The sequence below is a fragment of the Asanoa sp. NPDC050611 genome (assembly GCF_040654855.1).
Taxonomy (GTDB): Bacteria; Actinomycetota; Actinomycetes; order Mycobacteriales; family Micromonosporaceae; genus Asanoa.
In genome coordinates, this window is record NZ_JBFAIU010000017.1 from 1 (window position 1) to 13,546 (window position 13,546).

At 73.7% G+C, this 13,546-nt stretch carries 13 protein-coding genes; 4 read left to right on the forward strand and 9 right to left on the reverse strand.

The annotated features are described in order from the left end of the window. Positions 1-1,035, reverse strand: a 1,035-nt coding sequence (locus tag AB0H87_RS04805; RefSeq protein WP_360139672.1) for a PLP-dependent aminotransferase family protein, incomplete at its 3' end; no start/stop codon positions are given. Here AB0H87_RS04805 and AB0H87_RS04810 point away from each other — a divergent pair. Both AB0H87_RS04810 and AB0H87_RS04815 read left to right on the forward strand, forming a co-directional pair. Beyond that, complete coding sequence (locus AB0H87_RS04810) at positions 1,034-1,948, forward strand: DMT family transporter (protein WP_360139675.1); 915 nt, start codon at positions 1,034-1,036, stop codon at positions 1,946-1,948. The two genes, AB0H87_RS04805 and AB0H87_RS04810, sit on opposite strands and share 2 nt — an antisense overlap. Before the next feature lie 10 nt (positions 1,949-1,958). Next, positions 1,959-2,498 carry a YciI family protein gene (locus AB0H87_RS04815; RefSeq protein ID WP_360139678.1) on the forward strand — a complete coding sequence of 180 codons (540 nt, stop codon included), beginning with the start codon at positions 1,959-1,961 and terminating at the stop codon, positions 2,496-2,498. A gap of 43 nt (positions 2,499-2,541) precedes the next feature. Here AB0H87_RS04815 and AB0H87_RS04820 read toward each other — a convergent pair whose 3' ends face one another. From AB0H87_RS04820 to AB0H87_RS04840, 5 genes are all read right to left on the reverse strand, one after another. Continuing rightward, complete coding sequence (locus AB0H87_RS04820) at positions 2,542-3,480, reverse strand: iron-siderophore ABC transporter substrate-binding protein (RefSeq protein ID WP_360139681.1); 939 nt, start codon at positions 3,478-3,480, stop codon at positions 2,542-2,544. Positions 3,481-3,495: 15 nt separating this feature from the next. Beyond that, entirely contained in the window at positions 3,496-4,263 is a 768-nt protein-coding gene (locus AB0H87_RS04825) for an ABC transporter ATP-binding protein (RefSeq protein WP_360139684.1), read from the reverse strand. Beyond that, positions 4,260-5,267 (reverse strand): iron ABC transporter permease, encoded by a 1,008-nt coding sequence (locus AB0H87_RS04830; protein WP_360139687.1) that lies wholly within the window; start codon positions 5,265-5,267, stop codon positions 4,260-4,262. The genes AB0H87_RS04825 and AB0H87_RS04830 overlap by 4 nt, the downstream gene beginning before the upstream one ends. Next, positions 5,264-6,253 (reverse strand): iron ABC transporter permease, encoded by a 990-nt coding sequence (locus AB0H87_RS04835; RefSeq protein WP_360139691.1) that lies wholly within the window; start codon positions 6,251-6,253, stop codon positions 5,264-5,266. Before AB0H87_RS04835 ends, AB0H87_RS04830 begins: the two co-directional genes overlap by 4 nt. An 89-nt stretch (positions 6,254-6,342) precedes the next feature. Further along, positions 6,343-8,388 (reverse strand): TIM-barrel domain-containing protein, encoded by a 2,046-nt coding sequence (locus AB0H87_RS04840; RefSeq protein WP_360139694.1) that lies wholly within the window; start codon positions 8,386-8,388, stop codon positions 6,343-6,345. Here AB0H87_RS04840 and AB0H87_RS04845 point away from each other — a divergent pair. Together AB0H87_RS04845 and AB0H87_RS04850 are read left to right on the forward strand one after the other, a co-directional pair. Next, on the forward strand, positions 8,374-8,886 hold the full coding sequence (locus AB0H87_RS04845; protein WP_360139697.1) for a winged helix-turn-helix domain-containing protein: 513 nt from the start codon (positions 8,374-8,376) through the stop codon (positions 8,884-8,886). The two genes, AB0H87_RS04840 and AB0H87_RS04845, sit on opposite strands and share 15 nt — an antisense overlap. Positions 8,887-9,049: 163 nt before the next feature. Beyond that, positions 9,050-11,788: an AAA family ATPase gene (locus AB0H87_RS04850; RefSeq protein ID WP_360139700.1), complete on the forward strand. Its 2,739-nt coding sequence runs from the start codon at positions 9,050-9,052 to the stop codon at positions 11,786-11,788. Here AB0H87_RS04850 and AB0H87_RS04855 read toward each other — a convergent pair. The 3 genes from AB0H87_RS04855 to AB0H87_RS04865 form a co-directional block, all read right to left on the reverse strand. Continuing rightward, a complete protein-coding gene (locus AB0H87_RS04855; RefSeq protein WP_360139703.1) occupies positions 11,778-12,191 on the reverse strand; it encodes a hypothetical protein in 414 nt (137 codons plus the stop codon). The two genes, AB0H87_RS04850 and AB0H87_RS04855, sit on opposite strands and share 11 nt — an antisense overlap. After that, the gene (locus AB0H87_RS04860) at positions 12,188-12,577 is read right to left on the reverse strand and encodes a DoxX family protein (protein ID WP_360139706.1); all 390 of its coding nucleotides are present in this window, start codon (positions 12,575-12,577) and stop codon (positions 12,188-12,190) included. The genes AB0H87_RS04855 and AB0H87_RS04860 overlap by 4 nt, the downstream gene beginning before the upstream one ends. A gap of 117 nt (positions 12,578-12,694) precedes the next feature. Continuing rightward, complete coding sequence (locus tag AB0H87_RS04865; protein ID WP_360139709.1) at positions 12,695-13,501, reverse strand: SDR family NAD(P)-dependent oxidoreductase; 807 nt, start codon at positions 13,499-13,501, stop codon at positions 12,695-12,697. Positions 13,502-13,546 lie beyond the last annotated feature (45 nt).

Below are 13,546 nucleotides of genomic sequence, written 5' to 3' on the forward strand. Positions count from 1 at the left end.
GGGGAAGCGGACCTTCGTCGACGGCACCGTGAAAACGGCGGACGGCGCAACGCTGACGATCGGGAGCCTGACGCCGATTCGCGCCAACCTCAGCCCGGGCGAGGCCGGCTTGGTCAGCGAGCGGAGGTAGACGACGTGCCCGTCCGGGTCGTCGGCCGCCAGCGGTGGCGGGGGAGAGCCGTCGATCGCGAGGTCACGGGCGAAGTCGTCCTCGATCAGGAACGCTCCCGCGTCGTGCACGGCCGCGGCGACCGCCGTGCGCCGTTCCGCCGCCAGCGTCGCGCCGTGCGGGTTGGCGTAGAGCGGCTGGCAGTAGAACAGCCGCGCGCCGGTGCGGGCGAACGCGGCGGCGAGCTGGTCGGGGCGGACCCCGTCACCGTCGACGGGCACCGGCACGACCCGCAGGCCGGCCGCGTCGGCGGCGGCCAGGGCGCCCAGGTAGGTCGGCGACTCGACGAGCACCGTGTCGCCCGGCGAGCTCAGCGCGCGCAGGGCCGTCGACAGCGCCGCCTGCCCGCCGGGGCAGATCACCAGGTCGTCGGCGCGCAGGCCGGTGCCGGCCTCGCGGGCGAACCAGGCGCGCAGGTCCGGATGGCCCTCGGCCGGCCCGCGCTGCCACGCCGCGGGCTGCCGCGCGGCCCGGGCGAGCGCGCTGCCGAGCGCCGCGACCGGCTGCAGCTCCGGGTCCAGGTAGCCGCCCGAGAGCGGGATCGCGCCCGCCGGCGGTAACGCCAGTAGCGCCTGCATCTCGGCCTCGCCCGGCCGGCGCGGGCCGAGCGCGACGGTCTGCCACGACAGGTCCGGCGCCCGCACCGGTTCGCGCCCGGCCGCGGCCACGAAGGTCCCCTTGCCGGGCCGCGTCTCGATCGCGCCCTGGGCCACGAGCTGCCGGACCGCCTCGGCGACGGTGACGGGGGAGGCCTGGTGCCGGGCGGTCAGCTCGCGCACCGACGGCAGGCGGGTCCCGGGCTCCGCGGCCGCGACCAGGGTCCGGAGATCTTGGATAACGCGGCCGGCTGCGTTACCGTCATTCATGAGTGAACAGAGTAGCGCTACTGCGGTCCGGCCGGTAACGGTCGACGCGGCGGGCTTCGTCCTCGGCGCCCTCGGCGTCCTGGCGTTCAGCATGTCGCTGCCGACCACCCGGGTCGCCGTGCAGGAGCTCGACCCGTGGTTCGTCGCGTTCGGCCGGGCCGTCGGCGCGGCGCTGCTCGCCTGGGTCTACCTGCGGGCCACCCGGGCACCCCGGCCGACCCGCGACCAGTGGCGGCGGCTCGCGGTGGTCGCGCTCGGCGTCGTCGTCGGCTTCCCGCTGTTCAGCTCTCTCGCCCTGACCACGCAGACCTCCGCGCACGGCGCCGTGGTCATCGCCCTGCTGCCCGCGATGACCGCCGTGTTCGCGGTGCTCCGGGCCGGCGAGCGCCCGCCGCGGCTGTTCTGGGTCGCGGCCGGCGGCGGACTGCTCGCGGTGCTCACGTTCCTGGGGGCCAGCGGGGCCGTCCGCGGCGCGCTCTCGTGGGCCGACCTCTACCTGCTGATCGCGGTCGTGCTCTGCGGGCTCGGGTACGCCGAGGGCGGCGTGCTGGCCCGCGAGCTGGGCGGTGCCCGCACGATCTGCTGGGCGCTGCTGGTGGCGCTGCCCGTCACCGTGCCGGTCACGCTGGCCGCGGCGGTCGCGGACCCACCGCGGGCGGACGGCCACGCGTGGGTGTCGTTCGCCTACCTGGCCGTGGTGTCCATGTTCCTGGGGTTCTTCGCCTGGTACGCGGGCCTGGCCCGGGGTGGCATCGCCCGCGTCGGCCAGATCCAGCTCGCCCAGCCGGTGATCACGCTGGTCTGGTCGGCCCTGCTGCTCGGCGAGACCGTCACGCCGTCGGCGATCCTCGCGGCCCTGGTCGTGCTGGCCTGCGTCGTGCTGACCCAGCGCACCCGCGCCGCCGCGAGATAGCGTCACGGCCGTGGAGTTCCTGTGTTACCACCGCGACCGGCCCGGCTCGCTGGCCCTGCGCCAGGCGCTGACCGAGGCACACTGGTCCTACATGGACGGATTCGAGCGGGAGCTGGTCGCCCGCGGGCCGACGTTCGACGGCGACGTGCTCACCGGCAGCGTGCACATCGTCGACCTGCCCGACCCCGCCGCCGCCCGGGCGTTCGCCTTCGACGAGCCCAACTACCAGGCCGGCGCGTACCGCGACGTGCTGATCCGCCGGTGGCGCAACACCCTGGGCCGCACCATGTGGGAGTTCCCCGGCGGGCGCGCGGGCGGCAACCGCTGGCTGGTGCTGGGGCTCGGCGCGGGGGAGCCCGTCGACGTCACCCCGCCGCCCGGCGACGATCTCATCGCGTACGGGCCGCTGCTCTCCGACGACGGTGTCGCCTGGCTCGGCACGGCGGCCCTGGTGCGGGCGCCCGACGCGGCCACGGCCCGCGCCGTCCTCACCGCGGACCGGTACGCCGCCGTCGAGGTGCACGAGTGGGAGTTCGGCGGGCGCCGCTGAACGACGCAGGCGCGCGGGGGTTCACCCGCGCGCCTGCGAACGGTCAGCCGGCCAGGTGGCTCTCCAGGTCGTCCAGGATCTTGTCGGCGGCGGTCACGCCGATGCCGGTCATCCAGGTCTCCGGGTCCACGTCCCAGGCCTTGCCGGCCTTGACCGCGCCCAGGTCCTTCCAGAGCCGGCCGTCGGTGACCTTCTTCTGCTGCGCCTGCGCGGTGGGGCCCTGCGCGGTCACGAACATGACGTCACCGTCGAGGTCGGCGATGCGCTCCGGGCTGATCTTGTCGAACCGCTTGTCGTCCTTGTCCTTCAGCAGCTGCCGCTCGGGGCGGCCCAGGCCGACGTCGCCGAGGACGATGCCGGAGAAGCCGTCCGGGCCGTACACCCGGATCTCGGCCGGCATGAACCGCACGACCGACACCTTGAGCGACGCCGCGTCCGGGATCTTCGCGCCCAGCTCCTTGGCCCGCTTCTCGTAGCCGGCGAGCAGGTCCTTGGCCTTCTGCTCCTGGCCGAGCGCCTTGCCGTCGAGGAGGAAGTTGTCCTTCCAGGTGATGCCGACCCGGTCCGTGAACACGGTCGGCGCGATCGCGGACAGCTCGTCGTAGAACTTCTCCTGGCGGAACTTGCTGCCGAGGATCAGGTCCGGCTGCAGGGCGGCGATCGCCTCCAGGTCGGGCTCGGAGATCTCGCCGACGTCCTTCATGGCGGACAGGTCGCCGAGGTACGCCGGTGGCTTGTCGTACTCCGGCAGCTGCGTCGCGCCGATGGGCGTGATGCCGAGGCTGATCGCGGTGTCGATCTTGTCCGTGTCGAGGACGACGACCTTCTTCGGGTGCAGCGGGACCGTGCTCGTGCCCATCGCGTGGGTGATCTGCTGCGTGCCGGCGTCGTCGGCGGCCGGCGCCACCGGGTCGCTGGAGCAGGCGGTCAGCGCCGCGGCGGCCAGCGCCAGGCCGGCGAGCAGGGTTGCGGTTCTACGCATCAGACTTTCCTTCGATCAGGTGTGCAGGACGAGCGGTGCGTCGCTCACGGGGCAGGGCACGACCACGCAGTCGAGCCCGAAGACGTCGCGGACCAGGTCGGCGGTGACCACCTCGCGGGGTGGCCCGGCCGCGACCACGGTGCCGTCGCGCATCGCGACGAGGTGGTCCGCGTGGCGGGCGGCCTGGTTGAGGTCGTGCAGGACCGCGACGACGGTGCGGCCGCCGTCGCGCATCCGGCCCAGCAGGTTGAGCACCTCGACCTGGTGCGCGAGGTCGAGGAACGTGGTCGGCTCGTCGAGCAGCAGCGTGCCGGTCTGCTGCGCGAGCGCCATGGCGATCCAGACCCGCTGGCGCTGGCCGCCGGAGAGCTGGTCGACGGGCCGGTCGGCCAGCTCCGCGACGCCGGCCTGGGTCATCGCCTCGCGGACGGCGGCCGTGTCCCGCTCCGACCACTGCTGCCACCAGCGCTGGTGCGGCTGGCGGCCGCGGCCGACGAGGTCCTCGACGGTGACGCCCTCGGGCACGAGCGGGCTCTGCGGCAGCACGCCGAGCCGGCGGGCCACCTCGCGGGTGGGCAGGGAGGTGATGTCGGTGCCGTCCAGCAGCACGGTGCCGGCCCGGGCGGGCAGCAGGCGGGCGAGCGTACGCAGCAGTGTGGACTTGCCGCAGGCGTTCGGGCCGACGATCACGGTGAACGCGCCGTCCGGCAGCTCCACGTCGAGCCCGCGCAAGACCGCGCGGTCCTGGTAGCCCGCGGCGAGGTCCTGGGCGGTCAGCTTCACGACTTCCTCCGGACGAGCAGGAACAGCAGGTACGGGCCGCCGATCGCGGCCGTGACCACGCCCGCCGGCAGTTGTGTCGGTGCGAACAGCAGCCGGCCGACCAGGTCGGCGAGCACGACGAGCAGCGCGCCGGTGAGCCCGGCCGCCACCAGCGGCGGGCGCTCGGCGCGGACCAGCCGCCGGGCCACCTGCGGTGCGACCAGCGCGACGAAGTCGACGGCGCCGACCTGGGCCGTCACCATCGCGGCGAGCAGCACGCCGGCGGCGGCCAGGCCGACCCGCCGCGCCACGGGCCGGGTGCCGAGCCCGCGCGCGGTGTCGTCGTCGAACGAGCTGGTGCGCAGCGCCCAGCCCGCCCAGAACAGCACGGGCAGCAGCACGACGAGGGTGCCGGTCAGCCAGGCGGTCTCCGTCCAGCCGCGGCCGGCCAGTGTGCCGACGAGCCAGATGTGCGCGCGCTGGCCGTCGATCGGCTCCGCGGTGAGCATGACGATCTCGGTGAGCGCCCGCAGCGCGATCGCGACCGCGACCCCGGCGAGCACGAACCGTTTCGCGGCCAGGCCGTGGCGGGCGCCGAGGGCGAGCACCGCGGCGGCGGCGAGCAGGCCGCCGGCCAGAGCCGAGGGCGCGATCACCGCGGCCGCCGCACCGCTGGTCAGGGCGATCGTCGCGGCCAGGCCGGCGCCCTGGGTGATGCCGATGATGTCGGGGCTGGCCAGGGAGTTGCGGGCGACGCTCTGGATCAGCGCGCCGGCCACGCCGAACAGCACGCCGACGGCGACCGCGAGCACGGCGCGGGGGAGCCGGAGCCGTTGCACCACGACGTCGTACGGCGTCCCCGCGCCGGACAGCGACCGCAGCACGTCACCTGGCGCGACGTAGGGCCTGCCCAGCGAGACGGCGAGCAGCAGCGCGACGACGAGCAGTGCCAGCAGCACGAGCGAGACGGCGACGGCCCGGCGCTTGACGAGGAACGAGGCGTTCCCGGCGCGGACGACGGTCATGCCGACACCACCTTGGCCCGGTTGACCAGTACGGCGAGCAGGGGTGCGCCGATCAGGGCCGTGACGATGCCCGCGGACACCTCGCCCGGCAGCGCGACGACGCGGCCGATCACGTCGGCGGCCAGCAGCAGGGTCGGGCCCAGCAGCACCGACGTGGCGAGCACCCACCGCTGGTCGGTGCCGACGAGGTAGCGGGCCAGGTGCGGCACGGCCAGCCCGACGAACGCGATCGGCCCGGCCGCCGCGACGCCGGCGCCGGTCAGCAGCACCGCCGCGAGGCCACCGCCGAGCCTGGTCAGCCCGACCCGGGTGCCCAGGCCACGGGCGACGTCGTCACCGAGGGCGAGCGAGTCGAGCCCGCGCGCCACCACCGCGGCGAGCACGAGGCCGGTCAGCAGGAACGGCAGCACCTGCAGGGCCACCGTCGAGTCGCGGCCGGTCAGCCCGCCGACCACCCAGAACCGGAACTCCTCGAAGGTACGGGTGTCGGCGCTGAGCAGGCCCGCGGTGATCGCGCCGAGGCTGGCGTCCAGCGCGGCGCCGACCAGGGCCAGGGTGACCGGGGAGGCGCCGTCGCGGGTGCGCGCGGCGACGCCGAAGACCAGCAGGCCCGCGCCGAGAGCGCCGAGGATGCCGAACCAGACGTAGCCGGCCAGCGAGCCGATGCCGAACAGGGTGATGGCCACGACGACACCGAGCGAGGCGCCGGCGCTGATACCGAGGATCCGTGGCTCGGCGAGCGGGTTGCGGGTCAGTGCCTGCAGCAGCACGCCGGCGGCGGCGAGCGCGGCGCCGACGGTGAGGCCGAGCAGCGTGCGCGGCACCCGCAGCTCCCGGACGATGCTGGCCGCCGTGCCGCCGTCGTTGCTCAGCAGCCCGTGCCAGACCTGCGCCGGGGTCAGCGGGTTGCTGCCCACCGCGAGGCTGGCCAGCACGGCCAGGACGAGCACAGCCGCCCCCGCCAGCAGCACCAAACGTCGACGCACCCGAGTCCTTAGCTAAGCCTGCCCTAACCGCGAAGGGCACTGTAATAGCCGGACTCGCGTCCTGTCTCGACGGGTGATCTAGCGCACGTCTAGAAGACGTCGGCGAGACCGGGCCAGGCCGACGCTCGGCAATAGACCGGGATCAGCTCGATCGGGGTCTCCCGCCGGTGTTCCGCGCCGCCGGTGCACGCCGAACCGGTCCACACGTCGACCCAGTCGCCGGCCGGCAGGTAGGTGGACCAGTCGGTCGCGCCCGGCGAGGTGACCGGGTGGACGAGCAGGTCGGCGCCGAGCAGCCACTGCCGCGGCCGGGTCCACACCAGCGGGTCCGCGGGCGTGTCGAAGAAGAGCGGGCGCATCAGGGGCCGGTCGGTGGCGATCGTCGCGGCCGCCTCCCGCGCCAGGTAGTCGACCAGGCGTTCGCGCAGGTGCGCGTACCGCCGGAAGACCGGCACGACCCGGTCGTCGCCCGAGGTCTCCGCGACGTGCCAGGGCGTGCGGTCCCGCAGCGGAAGCCGGTGGTGGTTGAACTCCGAGTGGTACTGCATGATCGGCATGAACGTGGCCGCCGCGGCGGCACGCAGGTAGAGCTCGGCGTCGGGCACGGGCCCGGAGAAGCCGGCGAGGTCCCAGCCCCAGTAGACGATGCCGCAGGCGGCCGCGGTCAGCCCCGCGGTCACCGAGTTGCGGAACGCCTCCCACGTCGAGTCCTCGTCGCCGGCCCAGAACACGCCGTGCGCCTGCGAGCCGGTGAACCCGCTGCGGGAGAACGTGACCGGCGCCTTGCCGTGCGCGCGGAGCAGGTCGCCGAACGCCCGGGCGTAGTGCACCGGGTACCGGTTGTTGCCCTCGTCGCCGCGGCTGCCGTCGCCGTACCGCAGGTCGTGTCCCCACGCGTGCTCGCCGCCGTCGGTCTTGAAACCGTCGACGTCCCAGTCGCGGACCAGGTACGCGCGCTTCGCGGTCCACCATTCCCGGGTCGCGGGCACCGACAGGTCCGGCAGCAGCGACTTCGGGAACCACCAGCCGCGGTTGAGGTACGGCGAGCCGTCCGCCTCCCGCACCGCGTGCCCGCCGTCGACCATGGCGGCACCCTCGGCGAGCACCTGCGCGTGCAGCCCCGGCTCGGACTCCGCGGTCTTCAGCAACGGGATCTGCCAGAGCAGCACCTTGATGTCGCGGTCGTGCAGCTCCCTCACCATTCCGGCCGGGTCGGGCCACGCGCCGTCGGCCGGGTAGGTGAAGTCGGCGTCCTTGAACGGCGACCCGTCGGCGCGCGGCGCGTACGCGGCGTCCCGCGGGATCATGATGCCTTCCTCGTCGCTCCACGCCTCGATGACGACGGCGCCGACCGGGATGTCGAGATCGCGGTGCCGGTCCATCCGGTCCAGCACGATCCGCTGCGTGTTCCACTCGTTGCCCGACGCCCAGAGCCGGAACACCCACGCGGGCAGCTCCTCGGCCCGGCCCGCCTCGTCGAGGAACGCGCCGAGCACCTGGGTCGGGGTGCCGGCGTAGACGCCGAGGTCGACGCTCTCGGCCGCGGTGCCGCCGAGGGCCACCTCCACGACGAGCCTGTCGGCGCCGACGTCGTACCAGGTGCGCCGGCTCGTCCGCACGTGGAAGCCCCAGGCGTTGCCGTCCGCCCCGACCACATGGGCGAAGGGCATCGGCAGGTACGTGCGGCCGTGCGCGCCCTGCGCCTTGTACTGCTCGAAGACCACCGCGTCGAGCCGCCGTCCGGCCTGGTCGAGGTGGTCGAACCGCTCGCCGAAGCCGACGACGTGGTCGCCGGGGCGCAGGGCGAGCGCGAACCGCGCGCGGTGCACGCCGTCGGCGCTGACCAGCCACTCCACCGAGCCGTCGACGAGGTGGTCGCCGCCGCCGGTCAGCGTGACGTCGAAGCCGGGCGTCGCGGTCCACGCGGCCGGCGCGACCCGGAACCAGCCGGTCGTCTGCGCGCGCCCGTCGCCGGTCGTCGCGGTGAACCGGTAGGCGTAACCCGCGGGGTCGGTCAGCGGCGGGGACTCGACGGCCCAGCCGCCCTCGCCGCCCAGCGCCTTGACGCCGATGTCGCCTACCGCGTCGGCAGGCTGACCCGGGGTGGCATCGCGGACCTCATGCAAGATCTGCACCCGTCGATCGAGCTGAACGAGCACGCGATCCGCATCGCCAGCCGCGCCGAGGGCGAAATCGATGGCGGCGGTCTGACGCTGGTGCCGTGCGTTTTCATCTGGCCGCATCTCTGGATCGAGCTCGGCCTTGCCGGTGATCCGAGCCTGACATACGCCGCCCGCGGCGTCGGGTCGCTCTGGCAGCAGGACGACAGCGCCACCGCCGAGGAGGATGATGACGCGCTCGGCGCGCTCCTCGGCCGCACCCGCGCCGAAATTCTGGTCACTCTCCGTCTGCCCCGGTCAACGACTGATCTTGCCCGCACGATCGGCCTGAGCCCACCCACCGTCAGCTCCCACCTTGCGATCCTGCGTCGAGGCGGACTGGTCACCTGCTGGCGCAGCGGACGGCGGGTCCTCTACCAACGCACCGGGCTGGGCTCCACCGTCGTCGCGGCGTGCGGCCGCGACAAAGCCCGCCGCGCCGGCGTTCGTACCGAATCCGCGGCGAACGGATGACCGCATCGGCCTGATTTTGCGGACTCGGGACTCCCGTCGCAGGTGACCCCCGAGTCATGGTGCGCCGAATCTTCCAAGGCTCGACGGCAGCGAGACTCCGATGACGGGCACGTCCACCATCCACAAACAACGCTGCTGCGATGTCCATTGCTACTGTTCACCTGTGATCCTCGGGCGGGCGGAGGAAATGGCCCGGCTGGAGCGGCTGCTGGCCGACGCCCGCGCCGGATGCGGTGGTGCCCTGGTTGTCCGCGGCGAGGCCGGGATCGGCAAGTCGGCACTCCTGAACCGGGTCGCCGCGACGGCGACGGACATGTCGGTGCTGCGCGGTGTGGGCATCGAGTCGGAGATCGAGGTGCCGTTCGCGGGTCTGCACCTGCTGTTCCACGCCTACCTGGACCGGGTGGACGCGCTTCCCGTGCCACAGGCGGCGGCGCTGCGGAGCGCTATGGGCCTGACCGCGGCCGGCGGCGGGGAGCGGTTCCTGGTCGGCGCGGCCACGCTGTCGCTGCTGTCCGAGCTGGCCGGCGATCGACCGATGCTGTGCATCGTCGACGACGCGCAATGGTTCGACCAGGCCTCCGCGGACGCGTTGCTGTTCGCGGCCCGGCGGCTACGGCGCGAGCCGGTGGCCGTGCTCTTTGCGGTACGCGAGGAGGCGGGGCGCTTCGCGTCCCTGAGCCTCGACGTGCTGGCGTTGCCGCCGCTCGACCGGGCCAGCGCCGGCTCGCTTCTCGACGAGCGGGCAAAGGTTCTGGCCCCGCCGACGCGGGCCCGCATCGTGGCCGAGGCGGGCGGCAACCCACTCGCGATCCTCGAGTTCGCGGCCGCCCTCGTCGACTGGAAGGGCAGCGGGCGTGCGTTGTCGACGCCGGTCGAGCCGCTGCCGGTGACCCGACAGGTGCAGGAGGCATTCCAGTCCCGCATCGGCGATCTGCCAGAGGCGACGCAGCGTTTGCTGGTGGTGGCGGCCGCGGACGACACGGCCGACCTCACCGTGGTGGTGCGGGCGGGCGAACGGCTCGGCCTGTCCGCGACCGACCTGGAGCCGGCGGAGCGCGCCCGGCTGGTCGAGCTGACCGCCGACTCGATGAGCTTCCGGCATCCGCTCGTCCGGTCCGCGGCCTACCGGGGCGCGACCCGCGGCTGGCTCGTCGCCGCGCACAAGGCGTTGGCCGCGACCCTGGACGGCCCCGCGTCCGCCGACCGCCGCGCGTGGCATCTGGCCGCCGCGACGACCGGACCCGACGAGGCGGTGGCCGCCGATCTCGAAGGCGCCGCGCGGCGGGCCGCACAGCGGGGCGGATCGGCGGCCGTGGCGGCCGCGCTGGAGCGGGCGGCCGCCCTCAGCGGCGACCCGGACCGCAAGGCCCGGCGGCTGGTCGGCGCGGCACGGGCGGCGTACGACGCCGGCTATCTCGACCGGGCGGCCAGTTTGTCGGCGGCCGGCGTCGATCTCGCTGTCGACCGGTCGACGCGGGCGCAGGCCGCGTGGATCCAGGCGCAGGTCGCTTACGAGCGCGACTCCCCGGTCGCGGCGGCGGCGCTGATGGTGCGGGGCGCCTCGCCCATCGTCGCATCCCATCCGGCGCAGGCGGTGTCGATCCTCACCGACGCCGTCGGGTGTGCCAAGGACGCCGGCGCGCTCGATCTGATCCGCGAGTCCGCGGACCTGCTGGGTGCCGTGACGCTCGAGCCCGGCTCCGCACTGCGGCCCGTGATCGACGGGATGGTCGGCCTGCGGCTTCTCCTCGACGGTCGCACGAAGGACGCCGTCACCGGCATGCGGGCGCTGGTCGACGCCGCGCGACGCGGTCAGGTCAACGGGTTCGTGGAACGGGTGCTCGCCGGGTACGTCGCGCTGATCGTCGCGGACGACGAGCCCGCCACGGAGGTGCTGGAGGCCCTTGCCGCCGATACGCGCCGGCAGGGCGCGTTGGGCTGGCTGCCGTACGCCCAGGAGCCGCTCGCGATATCGCTGGTGCTGCGCGGCCGGTTCCGAGAGGCTGAGACTGTCGTGGCCGAGGCCCTCGACGTGTCGACCGACCTCGGCCAGGACACGCAGGCCGTCATCCTTTCCGCCATCCCGGCCTGGTTGGCGGCGGTCGCGGGTGACGCGGTCGCGTGCGAGGCCATGGCGGGCCGGATGCGGCACGCCGCGTCCCGGCATCCCACCAACGCCGCCCTCGCCACCTGGGCGCTGGGTCTGCTCGACCTCGGCCGTGGGCGCTTCGCCGCGGCAGCGCAGCATCTCGAGGCGGTCTGCGCCGGTCCGGCCCGACACGACTTCCTGCTGCGAGCGATCCCTGACCAGGTCGAGGCGGCCGTACGCGGCGGGGATCCCGCGCGGGCGACCCGGTTCCTGCCCGCACTGCGCGACTGGGCGGAGCACGCCGATCAGCCGCACGCGGCAGCGCTGGTGCGGCGCTGCGATGCCCTGTGCGCGGCCGGCGGCGAACCTGAAGCCCACTACGACGCCGCCCTCGCGCTGATATCCGAAGCCGGCCGGCCGTACGACCATGCCCGCACCGCTCTGCTCTTCGGCGAGTGGCTGCGCCGGCAGCGCCGGCGGACCGAGGCGCACACCTACCTGGCCCGCGCCCTGTCCGGCTTCGAGTCGCTGGGCGCCGAGGCATGGGCCGCCCGGGCCCGCTCCGAGCTGGCCGCGCTCGGCGACCGGCCGGTGGCCCGGCCGCACGACCGCGATCCGCTGGCCCGGCTGACCCCGCAGGAACGCCAGGTGGTGCTGCTGGCGGCGGCCGGGCTGAGCAACCGCGACATCGCCGCCCGGCTGTTCCTCAGCCCCCGCACCATCGGCTACCATCTATACCGCGCCTATCCCAAGCTCGGCGTCACCAGGCGCACCGACCTGGCGGACCGGTTTTCGCGCGCTACACCTTGACCATCGTCGACGCGTACCCGCCGCCAGGCCAAACCCACCGGCCGATGTTGACGGTGAAGTCGGCGTTGAACACCCCTTCGAACTTGGCCGGCGAGGTGCGGTCACCGAACCAGATCGTGAGGGTGTCACCAGCCACCTCGTACGTGTACTCGAGGATCTCGCCGGACCGGCCGAAGAAGTGCGACCGCAGCGTGCCGGTGTCGGTGTCGAAACCGATGTACTCGACACCTTTACTGGCGGTGTTGCCGTCGTCGGCGAGGTCGACGTCCTGGATCAGGAAGCGGCCGCCCGCCATCCACCGGTAGGTGACGTGCCCCTGCCCACCGCCGTCCGTTCCGGACACCCGCCAGCTGCCGACGAGGACGTCCAAGCTCCGGAGGGCCTGGTCCCGGTCGGTGCTCATCGCCGCCCCCGGATCTCGGACCGGCGTGCGTACGCGACGATGGCCGCCACCAGCAGCAGGACGAGGGGGAGCCACGGTGCGACGCCGATCGCGACGTTGGTGACCGTCGCGCCGACCAGCAGCGCGCTCACGCCGAGCGCGGCGAGCCCGCAGAGTCGGGGGATCAGCAGACCGACGGCGCCGGCCAACTCGACCAGGCCGACCGCGTAGCGGAACCACTGGCCGGAACCGATGTCGGTGAACAGGTCGACCATGGCGGCGTCGCCGATCAGCTTGAGGACCCCACCGACAGCGAGCTGGAGGGCAAGCACGGCTTGCGCCACCCAGAGAGCGACGGCGACCGACCGGCGGTTGGCCGGCAGCACGGCGGTGCGACTGTTGCTCATGACGAATCTCCTCTGTGACGGTTGATCGATCGTCGAGAGGACGCTATGACTGGGGTAATCGGTACCCGCATCGGTCGCGATACCTGATCGCGGCAGCACCAGCGCCGCGCCGGGGCCTTAGGCGGCTTCGGCCAGGTCCCGCCAGCGATGCCAGGTCGCCAGCCGTTCCTGGTAGACGCGTTCGGCGATGGGGTATGGGTAGTCGCCGAGAAACAGCCGCAGCGGGGGTTCGGGAAGGTCGGCCAGGTCGAGGATGACCTTCGCGGTGATGGACGGGTCGCGCGGTGAGCGTGCCGTGGCGCCGGCGCGGCGTGCCTCGCGGATCGGCTCGTATGCCGCGATCGGGATGGTGTGCACGGCCGACTCGCCGGCCCAGTCGGTGCCGTACGGTCCCGGTTCGACGATTGTCACCTTGATGCCGAGCGGGCCGACCTCTTGGGCGAGTGCCTCGCTCATCCCTTCCAGCCCCCATTTCGAGGCGTTGTAGAGGCCGAGCGTCGGGAAGGCGGCGACGCCGCCGATGCTGGAAATCTGTACGAGGTGTCCGTGGCCCTGCGCCCGCATGATTGGCAGGGCGGCCTGGGTAACCCACAGCGGGCCGAGCAGGTTGGTCTCGATCTGGGCGCGGGCCTGCCGCTCGGTGGTCTCTTCGAGCATGCCGAACAAGCCGTAGCCGGCGTTGTTGACGACGACATCGAGACCGCCGAACGTCTCCGCGGCGTGAGTCACCGCGGCGAACACCTGGGTGCGGTTGGTCACGTCGACGGTGAGAGGCAGGAGGCGGCCGGGGTACGTTTCGGCGAGTTCACGGAGCGTGTCGGGGCGGCGTGCGGTCGCGGCGACGCGGTCGCCTCGTTCCAGGGCCGCCGCCGCCCAGATGCGCCCGAACCCGCGCGACGCCCCGGTGATGAACCATCTCTTCATGGCTTCGACCCTGCTCTGGTGGGCGACGCGCAGCCAGCACCCTGA

Bases quoted from the DNA above. Each gene is read 5' to 3' on its own strand.
- AB0H87_RS04860 (WP_360139706.1), bottom strand. From the start codon at position 12,577: ATGAGCAACAGTCGCACCGCCGTGCTGCCGGCCAACCGCCGGTCGGTC.
- AB0H87_RS04820 (WP_360139681.1), bottom strand. From the start codon at position 3,480: ATGCGTAGAACCGCAACCCTGCTCGCCGGCCTGGCGCTGGCCGCCGCG.
- AB0H87_RS04855 (WP_360139703.1), bottom strand. From the start codon at position 12,191: ATGAGCACCGACCGGGACCAGGCCCTCCGGAGCTTGGACGTCCTCGTC.
- AB0H87_RS04830 (WP_360139687.1), bottom strand. From the start codon at position 5,267: ATGACCGTCGTCCGCGCCGGGAACGCCTCGTTCCTCGTCAAGCGCCGG.
- AB0H87_RS04845 (WP_360139697.1), top strand. From the start codon at position 8,374: ATGCAAGATCTGCACCCGTCGATCGAGCTGAACGAGCACGCGATCCGC.
- AB0H87_RS04810 (WP_360139675.1), top strand. From the start codon at position 1,034: ATGAGTGAACAGAGTAGCGCTACTGCGGTCCGGCCGGTAACGGTCGAC.
- AB0H87_RS04865 (WP_360139709.1), bottom strand. From the start codon at position 13,501: ATGAAGAGATGGTTCATCACCGGGGCGTCGCGCGGGTTCGGGCGCATC.